Source organism: Hymenobacter bucti, from assembly GCF_042681145.1.
Lineage (GTDB): Bacteria > Bacteroidota > Bacteroidia > Cytophagales > Hymenobacteraceae > Hymenobacter > Hymenobacter bucti.
This window is the reverse complement of the sequence record NZ_JBHUFD010000001.1, coordinates 1,370,488-1,391,826: the sequence shown is the minus strand read 5'-3', so window position 1 is coordinate 1,391,826 and position 21,339 is coordinate 1,370,488. Positions and strand designations below refer to the sequence as shown.

Sequence of the window (21,339 nt, the reverse complement as noted above, 5' to 3'; positions counted from 1 at the left end):
AAGTTTTGCTCATCTTTCTTACACCATTTCTTCCGGCGCACCCACGGCCATTGCTCGGTTCACGGCAGCCTCATCGGTAAGTGGGCCAGCCGGGGTGGCCCGCACACCCAGCAGCAAGTAGGCCAAGGCCAGCAGCACGCTGGTTAAGCTCAGCGCGTGCACCCAGGGCAGGCGGGCGGGCTGGTTATCGAAAATCCAGCCCGCCAACAGGGCCCCGATGCCAATGCCGACTTCGAGGGCGATGTACATGGTAGCCACGCCCCGGCCCCGGCGCTCGGGGTGGCTCAGGTCGATGGTCCAGGCGTAGAGCGTGGGCGAGTTGAGCCCGGTGCCGACGCCGAATATCACGGCGCCCAGCAAAAACACTGGCACCGACGGCGACCACACCAGCACCGCCAGCCCGAGGGCCAGCAGACTGGCCGACCAGCGCAGCACCGGCACCCGCCCGTGGGTATCGCTGGCCTTGCCTGCTACCAGCCGCACGGCCAGCGAGGCCACCGTGTAGCAGATGTAAAACAGGCCCTTAGTGGGCCCCGTGAGCCCCAGCAGCCGGGTTTGGTCGGGTATCACGGTGAGCACCGCGCCGTAGGGCAGCAGGCACAGCAGCGTGGTGAGGGCCGGCGCTAGCACCCTAGGCTCCAGTATTTCGTCGAGCTTAAGCTTGAGCAACGAGAAGCTGAAGCGCTGCCGCTGGGCCCTAGGTAGCGTTTCGGTGAGCGTGCCCTGCACCAGCACCGAGAGCAGCGCCGCTGCACTGGAGCAGTAGAACATGGCATTGAGCGAGAAGTGCTCGGCCACCCACGAGCCGAAGGCCGGGCCGGCGGCCATGCCCAGGCTACCCGTGACGCCGAGCAGGCCCATGGCCTCGCCGCGCTTGTCGGCGGGCACGATGTCGGCCACGAACGCGGCCGTGCCCGTGGGCTTGAAGCCCGTGCTGAACCCGTGCAGCAGGCGCAGCAGCAAAAAGCTGCTCACGGTGAGCGCCCAGGGGTAGAAAAACCCGCATACGAAGCACACGAGCGAGCCAAATACCATCACCGGAATGCGGCCCACGGTATCGGTCAGCTTACCCGAAAACGGCCGCGAAATGGCCGCCGTGAGGGTAAATAAGGCAATAATGAAGCCCTTATACTCGCCGCCGCCTAGGTGCGCCAGGTGGTCGGGCAACTCGGGCAGCAGCAGGTTGAAGGACAGAAAAAACAGAAACGACGACAGGCACATCAGCCAGAAGCCCCGCGAATACGAACCAAGCATAAGTAGGGCAAAGGTCGGGAAAAAGTAAAGAGGTGAGCGGGTGACGAGGTGAGAAGATGAATGATTCTAGAGACAGCCTCCTTCTTACCTCGTCACCATCTCACCCTCGCCTGCCAAAACGGCCGCTCCCCTACCCCGGCCCCAAATGTGCCGTATTGCCAGCTTATGAATTGGTTATCGTCTATCCTAGAAAAAATTTCCGCTAAGAATCCCAGCCACGGGCGCGGCCCCGAAAAGCCCGCCGTGAGCGTGCGCGAGCGGGTGTCGGCTCTGCGGCATTTGCCGGCTTTTCTCAAGCTTATCTGGCGCACGTCGCCGGCTCTCACACTCGGCAATATTGCCCTGCGCCTACTGCGGGCCGCGCTGCCGCTTGCCATGCTTTACGTGGGGCGCCTCATCCTCGACGATGTGGTGCAGCTCAGCCAGCAGCCCCCGGCCGCGCGAGTGCTGAGCCCGGTGCTGGGGCTAGTGGCCCTGGAGTTTGGCCTGGTGCTGCTGACCGACGCCCTAGGGCGCGCCGTAGCGCTGCTCGACTCACTACTCGGCGACCTGTTTGCCAACGCCAGCTCGGTGCGTCTGATGCAGCACGCCGCCGAGCTCGACCTCGACCAGTTCGAAGACAGCACCTTCTACGACAAGCTAGAGCGCGCCCGCCGCCAGACACTCTCGCGCTCGGTGCTCATGAGCCAGGTCTTGGCCCAGGGCCAGGATGCCGTGACGCTGGTGCTGCTGGCCGCTGGGCTGGTGGCCTTCCAGCCCTGGCTGCTGGGCCTGCTGCTGCTGGCCGTGGTGCCCGCTTTTCTAGGCGAGAGCCACTTCAACGAGCGCAGCTACTCGCTCTCGCACTCCTGGACACCCGAGCGCCGCGAGCTCGACTACCTGCGTCAAACCGGCGCCAGCGACGAAACGGCCAAGGAGGTCAAAATCTTCGGCTTGTCCGACTTTCTGATTACCCGCTTTGAAACGCTGTCCGACCAGTTTTATAGCCAGAACAAGGCCCTGGCGCTGCGGCGGGCGGGCTGGGGCACAGTGTTCGCAGCTATTGGGGCGGCGGGCTACTACGGCGCCTACGTCTACATTATCAAGCAAGCCGTGGGCGGGGCCATTTCCATTGGTCAGCTCACGTTTTTGGCGGGCTCGTTTGCGCGGCTGCGGGGCTTACTCGAAGGCATCCTGAGCCGCTTTAGCCAGGTGGCCGACGGGGCACTGTATTTGCAGGATTTCTTCGATTTCTTTCAGATTACGCCGCGTATCGTGCGGCCCACAGCCGCGCAGGCCGTGCGGCCCTTCCCTAGGCCCATCCGCCAGGGCTTTACGTTTGAAGACGTGGGCTTTCAATATAAAAATGCCGAGAAGTGGGCGCTGCGTCACCTCAGCTTCGAGCTGCACGCCGGCGAAAAGCTGGCCCTAGTAGGCGAAAACGGCGCCGGCAAAACCACGCTCGTCAAGCTCCTGGCCCGCCTTTACGACCCCAGCGAGGGCCGCATCCTGCTCGATGGCCACGACCTGCGCGAGTACGACCCTGCCGAGCTGCGCCAGGAAATCGGCGTCATCTTCCAGGATTTCGTGCGCTTCCAGCTGCCCGCTGGCCAAAACCTGGCCGTGGGCCGCATCTCGGAGCGTCAAAACCAGCCCCGCATCGAGCAGGCTGCCCACCAGAGCCTGGCCGACACGGTCATTGCCAAACTGCCCCTAGGCTACGACCAGATGATAGGCCGCCGCTTCAACGGCGGCGTGGACTTGAGCGGCGGCGAGTGGCAAAAAATTGCCCTAGGGCGCGCCTACATGCGCGAGGCCCAACTACTCATTCTCGACGAGCCCACCGCCGCCCTCGACGCCCGCGCCGAGTACGAAGTCTTCGAGCGCTTCAAAGAGCTAACCCAGGGCAAAACCGCCGTGCTCATCTCCCACCGCTTTAGCACCGTGCGCATGGCCGACCGCATCCTGGTCGTGGAGCACGGCCGCGTGCAGGAAATTGGCTCGCACGAGGATCTGCTGGCAATGGGTGGGCGTTACGCGGAGTTGTTTCAGTTGCAAGCGGCGGGGTATCGGTAGGGAGCGTATTGCTCGTAGCTGTGTAACCTTCCTACTCAAAAACTCTGCTCTCAGACCAGTCTTAATGCACCTCGCTCTTTTCTTACGGAGCGAGGTATTCTGTGGTCATATAAGCGGCGCTACTGGGCTTCAACGCGTCTCATTGCATTTTAAGACAATGGCGGCGAGTGCTACAAAGTCGCCCTAGGATGCTCTACACGCCCGAAGCTGTGGGTAGCCTAAGTAGCTGGCCTACTCGCGGCGGGCGGCAATCAAATTACTCGTTTCACGGGCCGCTCACCCTTGTTAAGTACCTTACAAGCTGCGCAGTGTACAACAAATGAATTTCTTGGCGTAGCTTAGAGAGTTGATTCTTCTCTACCTCCTTTTCCCATGAAGTTTACCCTTACTCTCCGGCTTATCTGCTTGTTAAGCCTAGGCGCACTCTCCAGCTGCCTCACCTCCCGCGAGGCCCGCATCGAGTCCAACTACAGCTACCGCGGCCGCTTCCGGCACTACCGCACCTACGGCTTCCTCAACAGCGCCGGCCTCACCGCCGACAGCACCCGCCTCAACGAAACCCTGCGCGACGCCGTGCGCCAGCGCATGCGCCTGCAAGGCTACCGCTACAGCCGCAAAAACCCCGACCTCATGGTTAGCTTCAAACTATTCGAGGGCGATATGCGCTTCCCCGGCTTTATGCAGGAAGACATCACGCGCTGGGTCAAGAACAACGACGCCGAAGACGAGGAAACGCCCGACGAGCAGCGCCACAGCTACCTAGCCAAGCGCATGCTGCTGCTCGACGGCACGCTCATGGTTACGCTCATCGACACCCACACCGACAATGCTATCTGGAATGGCTACGCTTCGGGCGTGACGGTGCCCGAGGGCGTGCGGGGCGAGTACGTGCTGGTACGCTCGGTGCGCTCCATCTTCGACCGCTACCGCATTTTCACCGAAAACTACTTCAACGGGGGCAACCTGGATGGAGCCATGAACGGCGAGCCCAGCGTGCCGCAGCCCGCCGAAACTACCCACTAAGGCACCGCTTCCTAGGTCTGGTTTTCGCCCAACCCGGCGCGGGTGTACCTTTGCCTGCTCGCGCCGGTGCGCCCGTTTGCTAATCAGCTGACTATTATGCTTCTTGCCGTTAATACTTCTTATCAGCCCAGCGACTACCTTCCGATAGTCATTCAGTTTGGGCTGGCCGTGGCGTTCGTCGCCTTCGCCATGATTGTGTCGCACCTAGTGGGCCCCAAGCGCCACAGCCGCGTCAAAGATGCCTCCTTCGAGTGCGGCATCGAGAGCGTGGGCAATGCCCGCACCCCCATCTCCGTCAAGTACTTCCTCACGGCCATTCTCTTCGTCCTCTTCGATGTGGAGGTGATTTTCATGTACCCCTGGGCCGTGAATTTTCGGCAATTAGGCACGGCCGGTTTCGTGGAAATGATTATCTTCATGGCCCTGCTAATGGCTGGTTTTGGCTACGTTATCAAAAAAGGTATCCTGCGCTGGAATGAAGCAGTGCCGAGCCAAACTTTCGTTGCAAAGCCGGTGTTGAAAAATCAGCCTGCCGAGATTGGCCAAGCCGCTTAGCAATTATCAGTCGTCAATTATCAGATATCAGTTGTTGCACCCCCATTTGGTACTCACAACCGGCTGCTTGATAATTGAAATGATAATTGATAACCGTTAATTGATAACTGAAAAGATGGTTGATACCCGCGTTCCTGAAATTAAATCTGTGCCGGCCCCCGAGGGCATCGAAGGCGCTGGCTTCTTTGCTACCTCGCTCGAGAAAGTAGTCGGTATCGCCCGCGCCAACTCGCTGTGGCCCTTGCCGTTCGCTACCTCGTGCTGCGGCATCGAGTTCATGGCTACCATGGGCGCCCACTACGACATCTCTCGCTTCGGCTCAGAGCGCCCGAGCTTCTCACCCCGCCAGGCCGACCTACTCATGGTGATGGGTACCATCGCCAAGAAAATGGCTCCCATCGTGAAGCAAGTGTACGAGCAAATGGCCGAGCCCCGCTGGGTGCTAGCCATGGGTGCCTGCGCCTGCTCGGGCGGCATCTTCGACTCGTATTCGGTGCTGCAAGGCATTGACCGCATCATCCCGGTCGATGTGTACATCCCCGGCTGCCCGCCCCGCCCTGAGCAGGTGCTCGATGGCCTGATGCGCGTGCAGGACCTCGCCAAAAATGAGAGCATTCGCCGCCGCAATTCGCCCGAGTATCAGGCGTTGCTGGCCTCCTACAACATTAAGTAATTTCTTTAGCTGTTTGCCTTTAGCCGTCACTGTTCGCTTCCCCGAAGCATTTCAGTAAAAAGCTAACAGCCAGCAGCCAATAGCTAAGGGACGCATCAAGGCCCCCGCTAAACCAAAATGGCTGACCCGACCAAAGAAGAATCGACCGCCGCTCAGGAAACTGCTGCTACCCTGGACCCGGCCGCGCAGCAAAATGCGCAGGTGCTGGCCTTGCTGCACAGCTTGTTTGGCGAAGCCACTTTCACGGATGTGCACGAGCCCTACGGCTTACTCACCGTTACGACCAAGCGCGAGCACATCCACAACATTGTGGCGGGCTTGCAGCGGGATGAGACGCTCAAGTTTCACTTCCTGACCACGATGTGCGGCATCAACTATCCCGAGAACCTGAACCAGGAGCTCGGCATGATTTACCACCTGCACAGTCTGGTGCACAATGTGCGGCTGCGCATCAAGATTTACTTTCCGGTGGCCGACCCGGTAGTACCGACCCTAACCGACCTCTACGCCGCCGCCAATTGGATGGAGCGTGAGGCCTACGATTTCTTCGGCGTCATCTTTACCGGCCACCCCAACCTACGCCGCATCCTGAATGTGGAGGACATGGACTACCACCCCATGCGCCGCCAGTACCCGCTCGAAGACGGTACCCGCGAGGACAAAACTGACCTTTTCTTTGGTCGCTGATTTTTACATTGTCATGCTGATGAAGGAAGTATCTTATCACGATAGCCTTCGCCAGACTCATTACCCTAGTGGCCTGGACGTGATAAGGTCCTTCGTCGCGCTTAGGATAGCATAACGCACAATGGCAGTAAACGACGCCCTAGCCGGCACCCGCAAAATTACCGAGGAGGCCCACGAACAGCAGGGCGGTCAACTCGTACCGACCCTCAACGACTTCTCGCAGGAGCTCACGACCCTTAACCTAGGGCCGACACACCCCGCTACGCACGGCATTTTTCAGAACATCCTGCAAATGGATGGCGAGCGCATTATTTCGGGCGTGCCGACTATCGGCTACATCCACCGTGCGTTTGAGAAAATCGCCGAGCGGCGGCCGTTCTACCAAATTACGCCGCTCACCGACCGCATGAACTACTGTTCGTCGCCCATCAACAACATGGGCTGGCACATGACGGTAGAAAAGCTGCTGGGCGTGACGGTGCCCAAGCGGGCACAGTATATCCGGGTGATAATGATGGAGTTGGCGCGCATTGCTGACCACCTCATCTGCAACTCCATCCTAGGGGTAGACACGGGTGCTTTCACCGGCTTCCTCTACGTGTTTCAGGAGCGCGAGAAGATTTACGAGATTTACGAAGAAGTCTGCGGCTCGCGCCTCACCACTAATATGGGCCGCGTGGGCGGCATGGAGCGCGACCTCTCGCCGGTAGCTATTGAGAAGCTGCGTAAGTGGCTCAAAGAGTTTCCGGCCGTGATGAAGGAGTTTGAGGCAATGTTCAACCGCAATCGCATCTTCATGGACCGCGTGGTAAACGTGGGGCCCATTACGGCGGAAAAGGCGTTGAACTACGGCTTCACCGGCCCCAACTTGCGGGCTGCGGGCGTGGATTACGACGTGCGGGTGATGAACCCTTACTCTTCTTACGAAGATTTCGAGTTCGACATCCCGGTGGGCACCAACGGCGATACCTACGACCGTTTCATCGTGCGCAACGAGGAGATTTGGCAGAGCTTGCGCATTATCAATCAAGCGCTTGACCGTTTGCCCGAAGGTCCTTTCCACGCCGACGCGCCGCACTACTACCTGCCTCCCAAGCAGGCCGTGTACAAGAACATGGAGGCGCTGATTTACCACTTCAAAATCATCATGGGTGAGATTGAAGCCCCGGTGGGTGAGGTATACCATTCGGTAGAAGGTGGCAACGGCGAGCTTGGGTTTTACCTGATTTCGGACGGTGGCCGCACGCCTTACCGCCTGCACTTCCGCCGGCCGTGCTTTATTTACTACCAGGCCTATTCGGAGATGGTAGTGGGCACGAGCCTTTCGGATGCCATCGTGATTTTGTCGTCGATGAACGTGATTGCCGGCGAGCTAGACGCCTAGTTTTTAAGTTGAAAGTACCCGATATGGAGCCGACTACCGCCGCTGCTAAGCCTCAGTTTTCACCCGCTGCCCAGGCCGAGATTAAGCGCCTGCTCACGCACTACCCTGACGACCGCAAGAAATCAACCTTGCTGCCCGTATTGCACATCGCGCAAGCCGAATTTGGTGGCTGGGTTAGCCCTGAGGTGCAGGATTTGGTAGCTGAAACCCTAGGGCTGCGGCCCATCGAGGTGTATGAGGTGAGCACGTTTTACACGATGTTCAACCTCAAGCCAGTGGGCAAGCACGTGCTGGAAATCTGCCGCACGGGCCCCTGCATGCTGCGTGGCTCCGACGAGTTAACAGCCCACCTAGAGCGCATTACGGGCGCGCAAGTGGGTGGCACTTCGCCCGATGGCGTGTTTACGCTAAAGGAAGTGGAGTGCCTCGCGGCCTGCGGCTTTGCCCCGGTGGTGCAGGTGCGGGAAAAGTATTACGAGTCGCTTGACACAGAGGAAAATGTGAATGCGATGCTGACGGAGCTGAAAGGTCTCGTGCACCGGCCCATTCTCCCGTGGGAAGAAAATGGCTTGCCTACCTCACTGCAAAATAACTAACATCCACTAGTTTAAGATTATGGGACGCAAGCTATTAACCGAACACGTCAACGTTGAAGGCATTGAAACCTTCGCCGTATATCGTAAACACGGCGGTTACCGCGCCGTGGAGAAGGCGTTGAAAATGACGCCCGAGGAGGTAGTGGAAGAAGTGAAGAAGTCGGGCCTACGCGGGCGCGGCGGCGCGGGCTTCCCTACTGGTATGAAATGGAGCTTTCTTGCTAAGCCGGAGGGCGTACCACGCTACCTGGTGTGCAATGCCGACGAGTCGGAGCCGGGCACTTTTAAGGACCGCTTCCTCATGTCGAAGCTGCCGCACTTACTTATTGAGGGCATGATTGCGGGCAGCTACGCCCTAGGGGCTCGCACGAGCTACATCTATATCCGCGGCGAGTTGCTGTACGTGCTGCGTATTCTGGAGAAAGCCATTGCGGAGGCATACGCCGCTGGTTTCCTAGGTGAGAACATTCAAGGCTCAGGCTATTCGCTTGACTTGCACGTGCATCCAGGTGGTGGCGCCTACATCTGCGGCGAAGAAACGGCGCTGTTAGAGTCGCTGGAAGGCAAGCGTGGCAACCCGCGCAATAAACCGCCTTTCCCGGCTGTGCAGGGCCTGTACGCCCGCCCCACGGTAGTTAACAACGTGGAAAGTATCGCCACCGTCGTACCCATTCTAAACATGGGCGGCGACGAGTACGCCAAAATCGGCGTCGGCAAAAGCACGGGTACCAAGCTATTCTCGGCTTGCGGTCACCTCAACAAGCCCGGCATCTATGAACTAGAACTGGGCGTGCCAGTCGAGGAGTTTATCTACTCTGATGAGTACTGCGGCGGCATCTGGAAGGGCCGCGAGTTGAAAGCCGTTGTGGCCGGGGGCTCTTCAGTACCGATTTTGCCCAAAGAATTGATTCTTAAAACTGCCGCGGGCGAGCCTCGTCTGATGACCTACGAGTCGCTCAGCGATGGGGGCTTCGTGACGGGTACCATGCTCGGCTCGGGCGGCTTTATTGCGATGGACGAGACTACGTGCATCGTGAAAAACACTTGGAATTTCTCGCGCTTTTATCACCACGAAAGCTGCGGGCAGTGCTCGCCCTGCCGTGAGGGCACTGGCTGGATGGAAAAAGTACTGCACCGCCTGGAGCACGGCCACGGCTCGATGCATGATATTGACCTGGTTGTGAGCGTGGCTAAGCAGATTGAGGGCAACACTATTTGCCCGCTGGGCGAAGCCGCCGCTTGGCCGGTAGCCGCTGCCGTACGTCACTTCCGCGACGAATTTGAGTGGCACGTGACGCACCCGAAAGAAGCGACTGCGCCGGGCGCCGTGTACCGCGGCAGCCTAGTATTAGCTTAGCCTAACCGGCTAAGCTTCTAGTATTTGTATCAGAAATATAGAATGGCTAAGATAACTTTTGACGGAATAGAGGTAGAAGTGCCCGATGGCACGACCATCCTCAACGCGGCCCGCAAAATTGGGGGCGGCGTAGTACCGCCCGCCATGTGCTACTACACTCCGCTCAAAGGCAGCGGTGGCAAATGCCGCGCCTGCTTGGTGCGCGTAGCGGCTGGTTCGGCTAAGGACCCGCGCCCAATGCCGAAGCTGGTGGCCTCGTGCATTACACCGGTGCAGGATGGTATGGTAGTCGAAAATACTACGAGCCAGCAGGTGCTCGATGTGCGCAAGGGTATTGTGGAAATGTTGCTCATCAACCACCCGCTCGACTGCCCGGTGTGCGACCAGGCCGGCGAGTGCGACCTGCAAAACTTCGCCTACGAGCACGGCGTGAGCACTACACGTTACGAGGAAGAGCGCCGCACGTTTGAGAAAATAGACATCGGCCCCTACGTGCAGCTGCACATGACGCGCTGCATCCTGTGCTACCGCTGCGTGTACACCGCCGACCAGCTCACCGATGGCCGCGTGCACGGTGTTCTAGGTCGGGGCGATGCGTCCGAAATCAGCACTTACATCGAAAATTCGATTGATAAAGACTTCAGCGGCAACGTAATCGACGTGTGCCCGGTGGGCGCGCTCACCGACAAAACCTTCCGCTTCAAGCAACGCGTGTGGTTTACTAAGCCGGTGAATGCGCACCGCGACTGCGACCATGAGAAGTGCAATGGTCACGTAACCCTCTGGTATAAAGGCAAAGACGTGCTGCGCGTGACGGCCCGCAAAGACGAGTACGGCGAGGTAAAAGAGTGGATTTGTAATGAGTGCCGCTTCGAGAAGAAGGAGACTGCGGACTGGGTTATCGAAGGCCCGGCGCACATCGACCGCTCGTCGGTTATCTCGGCCAACCACTACGAGCTGCCCGTTATCAACCCCCAGGTAATTGCCGACCTCCCCGAAAGCACCGTGCGCGAGCTAGAAAAGAACCCACCGCTGAAGCTTGGCGGCCCCAATGGCACCAGCTTTTAGGTAGTTATCCAACTAGCAGCGCAGAGGCGATAAAATGCTTCGCCGCATTCAGCATGCCACTTCTCTTATTATGTCTCTCGAATCTTTAGGCTGGCAAGGCCTCGTTATTCTGGTAGTGTTTGGCATCTCGCTGCTCATTGCCACCTACTGCACCTACGCCGAGCGCGTAATTGCCGCATTTCTGCAAGACCGGGTTGGGCCCGACCGCGCCGGCCCCCTAGGTCTCGCGCAGCCGCTGGCCGATGCCGTGAAACTTTTTACTAAGGAAGAATTTTTCCCGAGCGGGGCTAACAAGGCGCTTTTCATCTTTGGCCCTTGTCTAGCGATGATTACCGCGCTGATGTCATCAGCCGTTATTCCGTTCGGTAGCTTCCTCAAGTTTGGCGATACCGTGGTGCACCTGCAAGGCATCGAAATTAACGTGGGCATGCTCTACGTGTTCGGCATCGTTTCCCTAGGTGTGTACGGCATCATGATTGGCGGCTGGGCTTCCAACAACAAGTTTTCGCTGCTCGGCGCCATCCGGGCGGCTTCGCAGAACATCAGCTACGAACTGGCTATGGGCTTGGCCCTGATTGCCGTGCTCATGATGTCAGGCTCGCTCTCGCTGCGCGATATCACCCTGCAGCAGTCGGTACCCGGCGAGTGGCACTTCTGGAACGTAGTGAAGCAGCCCCTAGGCTTTATCATCTTCATTGTCTGCGCCTTTGCCGAAACCAACCGCACGCCCTTCGACCTTCCTGAGTGCGAAACCGAACTGGTAGGCGGCTACCACACCGAATACAGCTCGATGAAGATGGGCCTCTACCTCTTCGCCGAGTACGTGAACGTGTTCGTGGCCTCGGCCGTGATGAGCGTTATTTACTTTGGTGGGTTCAACTTTCCCTTCCAGTATGAGTTGCGCGAGTGGCTGCACACCGCGCAGGGTTTCTCAATTGATGCAGCGCAGAATATCATCGCTATCCTAGGCGTAGTGGCAGTTTTTGCCAAGATTTTCGCGTTCATCTTCTTCTTTATGTGGGTGCGCTGGACACTACCGCGTTTCCGCTATGACCAACTGATGCGCCTAGGCTGGACGATTCTTATCCCACTGGCCATCTTCAATATCCTGCTGACGGGTGGCCTCATCACCGTCGGCATCATCCCCGAAATCAAGCAGTGGTGGTAGGCGGCCCGCGTGGCTAGCCCTCTACCCTACCTATACTGACCTCTATGGAATCGCTAAGCAACCGTGCCAAGATACTGGAAAAGAAGCCGATGACGCTCGCTGAGCGGGCCTACCTGCCGGCGATTTTTCAGGGCTTGTCCATCACTATGCAGCACTTTTTCCGGGCTGCTACCAAGAAGCAAATTACCATTCGCTACCCCGAGGAGACGCGCCCTTTCTCGCCCGTTTTCCGAGGCCTGCACGTGCTCAAGCGCGATGAGCAAGGCCGCGAGCGCTGCACGGCCTGCGGCTTGTGCGCCGTAGCCTGCCCCGCCGAAGCCATAACGATGGTAGCCGGCGAGCGCAAAAAGGGCGAACAGAACCTCTACCGTGAGGAGAAATACGCTGTCAGCTACGAAATCAACATGCTGCGCTGCATCTTCTGCGGCCTCTGCGAAGAGGCTTGTCCGAAGGCGGCTGTGTACCTGCAAGCCGACAAAATGGCCCCACCGCGCTACGAGCGCGACGAGTTTATTTACGGCAAAGACCGCCTAGTAGAGCCCGTATCGCCTGACAATCGCTCGAAGCGCGGCATCCAGCTCACGCCTGAACAAGCCGAGAAGCTGCGCGGCCAGATGCAGCTAGCCTAACGCCCGATAGCGTGGACTTTCAGTTCGCGGCCTCTTCCATTTTCTTTCGCGAACTAAAAGTCCGCGCTACGGTATGTCCCTCTTTCTCTTTCTTGCGTTTGTGGCTCTGTTGAGCGCCCTAGGGGTAGTACTGGCCAAAAACCCAGTGCACAGCGTGCTGTTTCTCATCCTCACGTTTTTCACGCTGTCGGCCCACTACCTGCTGCTCAACGCGCAGTTTTTAGCCGCCGTAAACATCATCGTGTATGCCGGGGCCATCATGGTGCTGTTCCTGTTCGTGATTATGTTCTTGAACTTGAATGAGGACACGGAGCCGCAAAAGCCCCTGTTAGCCAAAGTAGCTGCCACTATATCAGGCGGCTTGCTGCTGCTGGTAATGGTAGCGGCCCTGCGCAACGTGGAGCCCACTGGCTACAACGCAACCACCTTTGATTCGCAAATAGGTATGGTTGACCGCCTAGGGATGGTATTGTTCAAGCAATATTCGCTCCCCTTTGAGCTAGCTTCCATCCTACTGCTGGCCGCTATGGTCGGCTCAGTGATGCTGGGCAAACGTGAGACGGGCGAGCGGAATTTGATAGAGATACTCTAGCTACAAAAAGAGGGCGGCCACTGAGTTTCAGTGGCCGCCCTCTTTTTGTAGCTAGAGTATCTCTATCGTTTTAGTCGCGAGAATAGTCAGTATCCTTATTGACTTTTAGTGGCAATAACCCTTGTGATGAACGTGCTGCCGCGCAGCAAACACTATGCGACCCTACCTACGAGGGTTATCCAGGTCATAGCCACGGCGAGTGGCTTCTGCTAAATAACAGAAAGCGGCAACTGAGTAGTCAGTTGCCGCTTTCTGTTATTTAAATTTTGCTTTCTTACAGCTTTGCAGTGAAGTCTTCAAGGTCTCTACTGATTCGCTGAATGTACTAATTACTACCGCATCAAGTTGTCTAGTGGTTTGACGGTCTAGAATTTTTAGCGTATCGAAGCTACCCGCTTTACTGGTGCTGACTCGGCCAAACTCAAGTAAGACATCTTGCCATCGAACAGCACCAAGCTTCAGTGTCCAGATACCTGTGCGTCCAAATCGAAGGGCTGGCTCTTTGTTAGCTATCATCTTCCAGCCAATCCAACCAAATGCAGCGGCTATAATAAAGAGGAACAAGCTAGCTAGTTCATTTAAATTTCGACTCACCAAGCCGAATATTGCCATCAACAGGAAGCACAGCCCAAAGAGCAACCCAATGTATCCATACCAGCGCGCATTGTAGAAGGCGTATGGGTAAGCTTCCTCGTCCATTACGCTACTTCGCCACTACCGCTGTCTTGATACTAAGCTCCGTCAGCTGCTTATCCGAAATCTGCGAGGGCGAGTCAATCATCACGTCTCGGCCCGAGTTGTTTTTGGGGAAGGCAATGAAGTCGCGGATGCTGTCGGCGCCGCCGAAGAGCGAGCACAGGCGGTCGAAGCCGAAGGCGATGCCGCCGTGGGGCGGCGCGCCGTACTCGAAGGCATCAAGCAGGAAGCCGAACTGTGCCTGCGCTTCCTCAGGCGAGAAGCCCAGGAGCGAGAACATCCGGGCCTGCACGGCGCGGTCGTGGATGCGGATGGAGCCGCCGCCTACTTCTACCCCGTTGATAACTAAATCGTAGGCATTAGCGCGAGCCTGGCCGATGGTGTCGGGGTTATCGAGCAAGTGCAGGTCGTCGGGCTTAGGCGAGGTAAAGGGGTGGTGCATGGCGAAATAGCGGCCCTCCTCTTCGATGTACTCCAGCAACGGGAAATTGACGACCCACAATGGGGCAAAAGTATCCTTGTCACGCAGACCTAGGCGCTGGCCCATTTCGAGGCGCAGCTCGCTGAGGGCCTTGCGGGTTTTGTCGGCTGGGCCGGCCAGGATGAGCAGCAAGTCGCCTTCATTGGCATTAAAGGCAGTTTTCCACTTCTGCAGTTCTTCTTGCGAGTAGAACTTGTCAACCGATGACTTCACCACGCCGCCAGCTTCTACGCGGGCGTACACGAGGCCGGTAGCCCCGAGCTGTGGCTTCTTCACGAAGTTGGTCAGCTCATCGAGTTGCTTGCGGGTGTAGGCGGCGCAAGTGGCGGCGTTGATACCTACCACTAGCTCGGCGCTGTCGAAGACGGGGAAACCCTGGCCCTGCACCACGTCGTTGAGCTCCACGAACTTCATGTCGAAGCGCACGTCGGGCTTGTCGTTGCCGTACCAGCGCATGGCGTCGGCGTACTCCATGCGGGGCACGGTGGGGAAATCGAGATTTTTGATTTCCTTGAACAGGTAGCGCACTAGGCCTTCAAAGGTGTTGAGAATGTCCTCCTGCTCCACGAAGGCCATTTCGCAGTCAATCTGCGTGAACTCGGGCTGGCGGTCGGCGCGCAGGTCTTCGTCGCGGAAGCACTTCACAATCTGGAAGTAGCGGTCGAAGCCCGACACCATGAGCAGCTGCTTAAACGTTTGGGGCGACTGCGGCAGGGCGTAAAACTCGCCGGGGTTCATGCGCGAGGGCACCACGAAATCGCGGGCGCCTTCGGGCGTGCTTTTGATGAGCACGGGCGTTTCGACTTCAATGAAGTCCTGGCCGTCGAGGTAGCGGCGCACGGCCTGGGCCATGCGGTGGCGCAGCATCAGGTTGTTGCGCACGGGCGTGCGGCGCAGGTCGAGGTAGCGGTATTTCATGCGCAGCTCGTCGCCGCCGTCGGTCTCGTCTTCGATGAGGAAAGGCGGCAGCTTGGCAGGGTTCAGCACGTCGAGCTGCTCGACGCGGATTTCAATGTCGCCAGTCGCGATGTGTGCGTTTTTGGAGTAGCGTTCGGCCACTTTGCCAGTCACGCTGACCACGAATTCGCGACCTAGGGTCCGGGCTACTTCGCGCACGGCTTCGCTCTCCACGCCTTCTTCGAGGGCCAGCTGGGTGATGCCGTAGCGGTCGCGCAGGTCAATCCAAAGGATGCCGCCTTTGTCGCGGGTGCGCTGCACCCAGCCCACTAGCGTAACGGTTTGACCGACATTTTCTTGGCGAAGCTCGCCGTTGGTGTGACTTCTCAACATGGACCGCAGATTTAACGGATTTAACGGATTACGCAGATACGCCTGCTAAAGCAGGCTGGCTATGCGTTGCTGGGCGGGCCCTTTTGGGAACCAGGCCAAATTGGGACAAAGTTAGTTCTGGTTAGCAGGCCGAAACTGCTTGGTTTGGTATGAAGTATGTAAAAGAAGGATTAGCGCCACCGATGCGCCACATCTTTTTTCTTCCTTTCGACATGAAATTTCTCTCTTCGCTGGCCCTGGCGGCCGCTTTGCTTACGGCCGGCGCGGCTCAGGCTCAGACCAAGGTCAAGACCAAAAACAAGTACGAGAACGGGGCCGAGATTAAAACTAAAGGCCAAGCGCCGGGCGTAACGCTCGACGGCCCCATCAAACGCGTAGAGACGCTCTCGGGCATTGACATCTTCCCCAAGCCTAACTCTAACAGCGTGATGCTGAGCTTCACGCAGCAGTTTACCAAGCCCGGCACGCTGGTGATGACCGACTACAAGAACAAGGTCGTGTATCAGGAAGCCCTCGACCCGCAGAACAATACCGGCGAGCCAGTGGACCTAGGACACATTCAGGCGGGTACGTACCTGGTAGAGGCCAAAACGGGCAACTACGTGTACTGGAAGAAGGTCCGGATTAAGTACCCCACGCGCCAGCAGTAGTCCGCGTACTACGCTTTGTCTGTCATGCTGCACGAAGTGAAGCCTCCTGGCAGAGTACGTTAGATACAGCTAGCGTACCCTGCCAGGAGGCTTCACTTCGTGCAGCATGACAGCCTTTTTTAGTGCATATCCGAACCCAAATCCGTCTGCCCTATTTTTGCCCCACTTATGAAAGTTCTCGTTCTCCTTTGCTCGCTGCTCGCCCTCACCAGCTTCGCTCCCAAGCCCAAGCTCACGTCGGTAAAGGTGGTGCCGGGCCTCTCGGTGGGCGTGCCACAGGGCTTCACGCCGCTGCCCGATGAAGGCATTGCGGTCAAGTTTCCGTCGCCGCGCAAGCCGCTGGCCGTGTACAGCAGCCCCAATGGCCGGGTAGATTACAGCGTGGCCGTGCGGCCTACCATGTTCGGGCCTGACTATACTGTACTACTAGCCATGTATAAAGCCAGCATTCAGCGCCTGTATACGAAGGTGGAATTCTTGACTCAGGAAGTGCGCAAAGTGAACGGCCGCGAGTTTGTAGCCCTGGAGTTTATTTCGACGCTCAGCGACAACCGCCGCAGCAACGCCATGTCGGCGCTCAAGAAGTACGAGTACATTCAGTACACCGTGCAGGGCGAGCAACTGTACATCTTCTCGTTTTCAGCCCCGGCCGAGGAACAGAACCAGTGGCGGCCCGTGGCGCAAGCCGTGCAGAGCGATATCAGTCTGAAGTAGTGCTCACCGACGAATACTTCATGCGCCAGGCACTCGCCGAAGCCCGCCAGGCTTTGGCAGAGGGCGAAATTCCCATCGGCGCGGTGGTGGTGCTCGACAACACGATTATCGGCCGGGGCCACAACCAGACCGAGCGTCTGCGCGACGTAACGGCCCACGCCGAAATGCTGGCCTTGTCGGCCGCCGCCAATTTTGTGGGCAATAAGTACCTAGGGGCGTGCTCACTATACGTCACCATTGAGCCATGCGTGATGTGCGCAGGCGCCAGCGCCTGGGCGCAGGTGCGCCAGCTTATTTACGGGGCCGACGAGCCTAAGGTGGGCTACCGGCGGCACAGCCCCAGCCTGCTGCACCCGCGCACGCAGGTGCGCGGCGGGCTGCTGGCCGAAGAGTGCGCCGCGCTCATGCAGGCGTTTTTTAAAGAGAAGCGGGGCTAGGCTACTTTTGGGAGCCCAGCGGGCAGCCGTAACCCCGGCGGCCCGTTGGGGGTTATACCTGTGCCACCCCATTTTTTCACTTTAAAACACCAGTATCATGGCTTTTGAACTGCCCAAGTTGCCTTACGGCTACGACGCGCTCGAACCTACGTTTGACGCCCAGACCCAGGAAATCCACCACACTAAGCACCACCAGGCCTACGTCACCAACCTCAACGCCGCCGTTGCGGGCACCGAGTTTGAAGGCCAGAGCCTGGAGGACATCATGCAGAATATCGCCAAGGCCACGCCGGCCATCCGTAACAACGGCGGTGGCCATTGGAACCACTCGCTGTGGTGGACCATCCTTTCGCCCAACGGCGGTGGCCAGCCCACCGGCGAAGTAGCTACTAAAATCACCGAGGCGTTCGGCTCGTTCGATAAGTTCAAGGAGGAGTTCACCAAAGCCGCCACCACGCGCTTTGGCTCGGGCTGGGCGTGGCTGTGCAAGCAGGCCGATGGCTCGCTGCAAATCTGCTCGACCCCGAACCAAGACAACCCGCTGATGCCCGACTCGGGCTGCAAAGGCACGCCCATCCTGGGCCTCGACGTGTGGGAGCACGCCTACTACCTCAAGTACCAAAACAAGCGCCCCGACTACATCGCGGCCTTCTTCAACCTCATCAACTGGGAAGAGGTGAACAAGCGCTACGCCGCCGCCTAGGCTGCTGCGCCCCGCTTTTTAGAAGCCCACCGGCCCCGCGCCGGTGGGCTTTTTGCTGGCCCCTAGGTAGCAAAAAGCTTCATACAGAGCCCACAGGCACTTTGGGCGCGGGCCGGGGCGTAGTGTTTCTGATAGGTTAACTTGTATCTTTAACACTAAAAGCTACTTCCTACCCTTTTACTTGTGCCCGCATGAGCATCAAGCTGCGTCTTACTATTCTGAGCTTCCTCCAGTTTTTTATCTGGGGCGCGTGGCTGATTACGATTGGGGCCTACTGGTTTCAGACCAAGCAGTGGTCGGGCGCCCAGTTTGGCGCCATTTTCTCGACCATGGGCATCGCGTCCATCTTCATGCCCTCGCTCATGGGCATCGTGGCCGATAAGTGGGTGAACGCCGAAAAACTCTACGGCGTGCTGCACCTACTGGGTGGTATTACGCTCTGCACCATCCCTTTCGTCACGGACCCCGGCGTGTTCTTCTGGGTCATCCTGCTGAACATGATTTTTTACATGCCTACGCTGGCGCTCTCCATTGCCGTGTCGTACTCGGCCCTGAAAAGCCAGGGCCTCGACGTGGTGAAAGACTACCCTCCTATCCGGGTCTGGGGCACTATCGGCTTCATCGCGGCCATGTGGACAGTCACGTTCCTAGGTTTCGAAAAGTCGGCCAACCAGTTCTACGTGGCCGCCGCCGCCGCACTGCTGCTGGGTTTCTATTCCTTCACGCTGCCCGCCTGCCCCCCGCCCTCCAAAGGCTCGTCGAGCCGCTCGCTGGTCGATGCGCTGGGCCTCAAGTCATTCGCCCTGCTACGCGACCGTAAGCTGGCCACGTTTTTTGTGTTCGCGCTGCTCCTAGGGGCTGCTTTGCAGCTCACCAATGCCTACGGCGACACCTTCCTGCACGATTTTGACAAAGTGCCCGCTTATCGCGACACGCTGTCGGTGCAGCACCCGGCCTTTATTATGTCGATTTCGCAGATTTCGGAAACGCTCTTCATTCTGGCCATTCCGTTCTTTTTGCGGCGCTTCGGCATCAAACAGGTGATGCTGTTTAGCATGATTGCCTGGGTGCTACGCTTCGGCCTGCTGGCCTACAGCAACCCTTCCGATGGCTTGTGGATGATTGTTATGTCGTGCATCGTGTACGGCATGGCCTTCGACTTTTTCAATATCTCGGGCTCGCTGTTTGTCGAAACCCAGACCCAGCCCAGCATCCGGGCCAGCGCCCAGGGCTTGTTTATGATGATGACCAATGGCTTCGGCGCCGTCCTAGGTAGCTCTATCAGCGGCCTGGTCATTCAGAACTACTTTACCGATGCCGCTGGCAACAAGGACTGGCAGGGCATCTGGCTAGCTTTCGCGGCCTACGCGCTCGTCATCGCGGTGCTGTTCGTATTCATTTTCAAGCACAAGCACGAGCCGCAGGAGCTGGAAAGCAAGTATTCCGAGCCGGCCGTAGCCGCGTAGCCAGGCGCCCTTTTTAGTTATTATGACGCCTACCCTGCCCCCGCTGGTCAAGCCCGACTTATCAAAATGCTTTGGCCCCAATGGCGCCTTCCAGCCAACTAGCTGGTTTTACGCGGTGTTCGGCGAATTGCCGCGCCGCGAAATATACCAGTTGTCTACGGCCGAATCGCGCAAAGCCGTCCTGCAATCATTAGCCGAGAGCTATGATATCGAGCAAATAACGATTTATCAATCCGTATTCATCGAGGAAGTAGGCAAGGAACCCGAATGGCAGTACTACGCGCTGTCGCCCGCGGCCCACACGTTGCTCGCGTTCAACATTGCCGGTAGTTACGGCGACCAGGGCGCCGTGCTTTACTTCTCGCCTAACACCGACGTGGCGGTGCTGACGCAGTTGCGGGCCGCGCTCACGGCGCAGCTCGAGAACGGGCAGGCCGAGCGCCAGCGCATTCAGGTGCTGCGCTTGATGGGAAGCGACCTCGCTTTCTCGCCCCTGCCCCTCAAAATCCCAGAAATCGACCTAGGCACTAACTACAACGACGACCTGCTGCCCGTGCACGAGGCCATCGTGAAGCGCCTGCAAAAGCCCGACGACAAGGGCCTAGTAATCTTGCACGGCCCGCCCGGCACCGGCAAAACCAGCTACATCCGCCACCTCTGCGGCCTCACGGATAAGCCCAAGCTCTTCATTCCGCCCAACCTAGCGCTACGCATCGCTGACCCCGACTTCATTAATCTGCTTCACGATAACACCAACTCCATCCTGCTCATCGAGGATGCCGAGGAGCTACTAACCAAGCGCGATGCCACTGGCAGCAACGCCGTGAGCAACCTGCTCAACCTGAGCGACGGCCTGCTATCGGACGGGTTCCACATTCAGATTATTTGTACCTTCAACGCTGACCTAGCCCGCATCGACAAGGCGCTACTGCGTAAAGGTCGCCTTATCGCCTCCTACGCCTTTGAGACGCTGGCGCAGCCCAAGGCGCAAGCCCTAGCCACTTCCCTAGGTCAAGCTACGCCTATCACCGAAGCTATGACGCTGGCCGACATCTACAACCGCGAAGATGCAGCCTTCGTGAGCGAGCCCAAGGGGCCAGGCCGCATCGGCTTCGGCCGGACCTAAAGAACTCATCAAGTACAAAATCAGCACAAAAAAAGTCTGCTTCCAGTCCAAAGAAAAAGCCGCTCTGCACAACGCAGAGCGGCTTTTCTCATGAAAAAACGAAGACCATACAGTAGTCAGCCTGCCGTAGGCAGGCGTATCTGCGCAATCCGTTACATCAGTTAAATCTGCGATTTAAAGTAGAACTCGCCTTCGATTTGGGCGTTCTCGTCCGAGTCCGAGCCGTGCACGGCGTTGGCTTCGATGCTCTTGGCGTACTTCTTCCGGATGGTGCCTTCCTCGGCGTTGGCCGGGTTGGTGGCACCAATGAGGGTGCGGAAGTCGGCTACGGCGTTGTCTTTCTCCAGGATGGCAGCCACGATGGGGCCGCTCGACATGTACTTAACAAGGTCGTTGTAGAAAGGACGCTCTTTGTGCACGGCGTAAAATTCACCGGCGCGCTCGGGCGTCAGGGTCACTTTTTGAAGCTCCACGATGCGGAAGCCACCTTGCTCAATCATGCTCAGGATGCCACCGATGTGGTTGTCGGCCACGGCATCGGGCTTAATCATGGTGAAGGTGCGGTTGGTTGCCATTATTTTTTTCGGGGGAAATAGGGGGTTGGGGCCGCAAAGGTAGCCGGAGGAGGCCGCTTATTTGCTTCGGCGAGAACCTTACGGCGGGCGCTGCTTGTTGAAAGCCAATTCGTGCCGACCTTTGTCGCCCCATTTTGCGCTGCATACATCCAATCCGCTT

Annotated in this window: 21 protein-coding genes and 1 pseudogene; 18 read left to right on the top strand and 4 right to left on the bottom strand. The window is 58.1% G+C overall.

Annotated features, from left to right (window positions below):
• Positions 1-18 precede the first annotated feature (18 nt).
• A complete protein-coding gene (locus tag ACFSDX_RS05700; protein ID WP_382312238.1) occupies positions 19-1,254 on the bottom strand; it encodes an MFS transporter in 1,236 nt (411 codons plus the stop codon).
• 165 nt (positions 1,255-1,419) lie between these two features.
• On the opposite strand from ACFSDX_RS05700, the gene ACFSDX_RS05695 reads away from it, so the two are divergent.
• From ACFSDX_RS05695 to ACFSDX_RS05640, 12 genes and pseudogenes are all read left to right on the top strand, one after another.
• The gene (locus ACFSDX_RS05695; protein ID WP_382312237.1) at positions 1,420-3,309 is read left to right on the top strand and encodes an ABC transporter ATP-binding protein; all 1,890 of its coding nucleotides are present in this window, start codon (positions 1,420-1,422) and stop codon (positions 3,307-3,309) included.
• A gap of 372 nt (positions 3,310-3,681) precedes the next feature.
• Positions 3,682-4,332, top strand: a complete 651-nt coding sequence (locus ACFSDX_RS05690; RefSeq protein ID WP_382312236.1) for a DUF4136 domain-containing protein — start codon at positions 3,682-3,684, stop codon at positions 4,330-4,332.
• A gap of 96 nt (positions 4,333-4,428) precedes the next feature.
• Positions 4,429-4,806: pseudogene (locus tag ACFSDX_RS05685) on the top strand (NADH-quinone oxidoreductase subunit A); the annotation flags it as partial.
• Positions 4,807-5,002: 196 nt separating this feature from the next.
• Complete coding sequence (locus ACFSDX_RS05680) at positions 5,003-5,560, top strand: NADH-quinone oxidoreductase subunit B (RefSeq protein WP_144852391.1); 558 nt, start codon at positions 5,003-5,005, stop codon at positions 5,558-5,560.
• Between the two features lie 117 nt (positions 5,561-5,677).
• The gene (locus ACFSDX_RS05675) at positions 5,678-6,247 is read left to right on the top strand and encodes an NADH-quinone oxidoreductase subunit C (protein ID WP_382312235.1); all 570 of its coding nucleotides are present in this window, start codon (positions 5,678-5,680) and stop codon (positions 6,245-6,247) included.
• 121 nt (positions 6,248-6,368) lie between these two features.
• On the top strand, positions 6,369-7,631 hold the full coding sequence (gene nuoD, locus ACFSDX_RS05670) for an NADH dehydrogenase (quinone) subunit D (protein WP_382312234.1): 1,263 nt from the start codon (positions 6,369-6,371) through the stop codon (positions 7,629-7,631).
• A gap of 23 nt (positions 7,632-7,654) precedes the next feature.
• Positions 7,655-8,227: an NADH-quinone oxidoreductase subunit NuoE family protein gene (locus ACFSDX_RS05665; RefSeq protein WP_382312324.1), complete on the top strand. Its 573-nt coding sequence runs from the start codon at positions 7,655-7,657 to the stop codon at positions 8,225-8,227.
• A 19-nt stretch (positions 8,228-8,246) separates the two neighbouring features.
• Positions 8,247-9,584, top strand: a complete 1,338-nt coding sequence (gene nuoF, locus ACFSDX_RS05660; protein WP_382312233.1) for an NADH-quinone oxidoreductase subunit NuoF — start codon at positions 8,247-8,249, stop codon at positions 9,582-9,584.
• A 42-nt stretch (positions 9,585-9,626) separates the two neighbouring features.
• The gene (locus ACFSDX_RS05655; RefSeq protein WP_382312232.1) at positions 9,627-10,652 is read left to right on the top strand and encodes an NADH-quinone oxidoreductase subunit G; all 1,026 of its coding nucleotides are present in this window, start codon (positions 9,627-9,629) and stop codon (positions 10,650-10,652) included.
• Positions 10,653-10,722: 70 nt separating this feature from the next.
• A complete protein-coding gene (gene nuoH, locus ACFSDX_RS05650) occupies positions 10,723-11,820 on the top strand; it encodes an NADH-quinone oxidoreductase subunit NuoH (RefSeq protein WP_382312231.1) in 1,098 nt (365 codons plus the stop codon).
• Positions 11,821-11,864: 44 nt separating this feature from the next.
• On the top strand, positions 11,865-12,449 hold the full coding sequence (locus tag ACFSDX_RS05645) for a NuoI/complex I 23 kDa subunit family protein (RefSeq protein WP_382312230.1): 585 nt from the start codon (positions 11,865-11,867) through the stop codon (positions 12,447-12,449).
• A gap of 73 nt (positions 12,450-12,522) precedes the next feature.
• Positions 12,523-13,041, top strand: coding sequence for an NADH-quinone oxidoreductase subunit J family protein (locus ACFSDX_RS05640; protein ID WP_382312229.1), 519 nt, complete (start codon positions 12,523-12,525; stop codon positions 13,039-13,041).
• A gap of 255 nt (positions 13,042-13,296) precedes the next feature.
• Here the strand turns inward: ACFSDX_RS05640 and ACFSDX_RS05635 are convergent, their stop codons facing one another.
• Both ACFSDX_RS05635 and aspS read right to left on the bottom strand, forming a co-directional pair.
• The gene (locus tag ACFSDX_RS05635; protein ID WP_382312228.1) at positions 13,297-13,740 is read right to left on the bottom strand and encodes a hypothetical protein; all 444 of its coding nucleotides are present in this window, start codon (positions 13,738-13,740) and stop codon (positions 13,297-13,299) included.
• Between the two features lie 4 nt (positions 13,741-13,744).
• Positions 13,745-15,508 (bottom strand): aspartate--tRNA ligase, encoded by a 1,764-nt coding sequence (gene aspS, locus ACFSDX_RS05630; RefSeq protein ID WP_382312227.1) that lies wholly within the window; start codon positions 15,506-15,508, stop codon positions 13,745-13,747.
• A 212-nt stretch (positions 15,509-15,720) separates the two neighbouring features.
• Between aspS and ACFSDX_RS05625 the strand changes: the two genes are divergently transcribed.
• From ACFSDX_RS05625 to ACFSDX_RS05600, 6 genes are all read left to right on the top strand, one after another.
• Complete coding sequence (locus ACFSDX_RS05625; RefSeq protein WP_382312226.1) at positions 15,721-16,158, top strand: T9SS type A sorting domain-containing protein; 438 nt, start codon at positions 15,721-15,723, stop codon at positions 16,156-16,158.
• Between the two features lie 168 nt (positions 16,159-16,326).
• The gene (locus ACFSDX_RS05620) at positions 16,327-16,872 is read left to right on the top strand and encodes a hypothetical protein (protein WP_382312225.1); all 546 of its coding nucleotides are present in this window, start codon (positions 16,327-16,329) and stop codon (positions 16,870-16,872) included.
• The gene (locus tag ACFSDX_RS05615; protein ID WP_382312224.1) at positions 16,872-17,309 is read left to right on the top strand and encodes a nucleoside deaminase; all 438 of its coding nucleotides are present in this window, start codon (positions 16,872-16,874) and stop codon (positions 17,307-17,309) included. Before ACFSDX_RS05620 ends, ACFSDX_RS05615 begins: the two co-directional genes overlap by 1 nt.
• A gap of 97 nt (positions 17,310-17,406) precedes the next feature.
• Positions 17,407-18,012, top strand: coding sequence for a superoxide dismutase (locus tag ACFSDX_RS05610; RefSeq protein WP_382312223.1), 606 nt, complete (start codon positions 17,407-17,409; stop codon positions 18,010-18,012).
• A 191-nt stretch (positions 18,013-18,203) separates the two neighbouring features.
• The gene (locus ACFSDX_RS05605; RefSeq protein ID WP_382312222.1) at positions 18,204-19,478 is read left to right on the top strand and encodes a nucleoside permease; all 1,275 of its coding nucleotides are present in this window, start codon (positions 18,204-18,206) and stop codon (positions 19,476-19,478) included.
• A 22-nt stretch (positions 19,479-19,500) separates the two neighbouring features.
• The gene (locus ACFSDX_RS05600) at positions 19,501-20,604 is read left to right on the top strand and encodes an AAA family ATPase (protein WP_382312221.1); all 1,104 of its coding nucleotides are present in this window, start codon (positions 19,501-19,503) and stop codon (positions 20,602-20,604) included.
• A gap of 161 nt (positions 20,605-20,765) precedes the next feature.
• Here ACFSDX_RS05600 and ACFSDX_RS05595 read toward each other — a convergent pair whose 3' ends face one another.
• Positions 20,766-21,179, bottom strand: coding sequence for a nucleoside-diphosphate kinase (locus ACFSDX_RS05595; protein WP_382312220.1), 414 nt, complete (start codon positions 21,177-21,179; stop codon positions 20,766-20,768).
• Positions 21,180-21,339 lie beyond the last annotated feature (160 nt).

Bases quoted from the DNA above. Each gene is read 5' to 3' on its own strand.
- ACFSDX_RS05700 (WP_382312238.1), bottom strand. From the start codon at position 1,254: ATGCTTGGTTCGTATTCGCGGGGCTTCTGGCTGATGTGCCTGTCGTCG.
- ACFSDX_RS05620 (WP_382312225.1), top strand. From the start codon at position 16,327: ATGAAAGTTCTCGTTCTCCTTTGCTCGCTGCTCGCCCTCACCAGCTTC.
- ACFSDX_RS05665 (WP_382312324.1), top strand. From the start codon at position 7,655: ATGGAGCCGACTACCGCCGCTGCTAAGCCTCAGTTTTCACCCGCTGCC.
- ACFSDX_RS05695 (WP_382312237.1), top strand. From the start codon at position 1,420: ATGAATTGGTTATCGTCTATCCTAGAAAAAATTTCCGCTAAGAATCCC.
- ACFSDX_RS05605 (WP_382312222.1), top strand. From the start codon at position 18,204: ATGAGCATCAAGCTGCGTCTTACTATTCTGAGCTTCCTCCAGTTTTTT.
- ACFSDX_RS05595 (WP_382312220.1), bottom strand. From the start codon at position 21,179: ATGGCAACCAACCGCACCTTCACCATGATTAAGCCCGATGCCGTGGCC.
- ACFSDX_RS05610 (WP_382312223.1), top strand. From the start codon at position 17,407: ATGGCTTTTGAACTGCCCAAGTTGCCTTACGGCTACGACGCGCTCGAA.
- ACFSDX_RS05655 (WP_382312232.1), top strand. From the start codon at position 9,627: ATGGCTAAGATAACTTTTGACGGAATAGAGGTAGAAGTGCCCGATGGC.
- ACFSDX_RS05675 (WP_382312235.1), top strand. From the start codon at position 5,678: ATGGCTGACCCGACCAAAGAAGAATCGACCGCCGCTCAGGAAACTGCT.
- aspS (WP_382312227.1), bottom strand. From the start codon at position 15,508: ATGTTGAGAAGTCACACCAACGGCGAGCTTCGCCAAGAAAATGTCGGT.
- ACFSDX_RS05600 (WP_382312221.1), top strand. From the start codon at position 19,501: ATGACGCCTACCCTGCCCCCGCTGGTCAAGCCCGACTTATCAAAATGC.
- ACFSDX_RS05680 (WP_144852391.1), top strand. From the start codon at position 5,003: ATGGTTGATACCCGCGTTCCTGAAATTAAATCTGTGCCGGCCCCCGAG.
- ACFSDX_RS05645 (WP_382312230.1), top strand. From the start codon at position 11,865: ATGGAATCGCTAAGCAACCGTGCCAAGATACTGGAAAAGAAGCCGATG.
- ACFSDX_RS05625 (WP_382312226.1), top strand. From the start codon at position 15,721: ATGAAATTTCTCTCTTCGCTGGCCCTGGCGGCCGCTTTGCTTACGGCC.
- nuoF (WP_382312233.1), top strand. From the start codon at position 8,247: ATGGGACGCAAGCTATTAACCGAACACGTCAACGTTGAAGGCATTGAA.
- ACFSDX_RS05690 (WP_382312236.1), top strand. From the start codon at position 3,682: ATGAAGTTTACCCTTACTCTCCGGCTTATCTGCTTGTTAAGCCTAGGC.
- ACFSDX_RS05640 (WP_382312229.1), top strand. From the start codon at position 12,523: ATGTCCCTCTTTCTCTTTCTTGCGTTTGTGGCTCTGTTGAGCGCCCTA.
- nuoD (WP_382312234.1), top strand. From the start codon at position 6,369: ATGGCAGTAAACGACGCCCTAGCCGGCACCCGCAAAATTACCGAGGAG.
- nuoH (WP_382312231.1), top strand. From the start codon at position 10,723: ATGTCTCTCGAATCTTTAGGCTGGCAAGGCCTCGTTATTCTGGTAGTG.
- ACFSDX_RS05635 (WP_382312228.1), bottom strand. From the start codon at position 13,740: ATGGACGAGGAAGCTTACCCATACGCCTTCTACAATGCGCGCTGGTAT.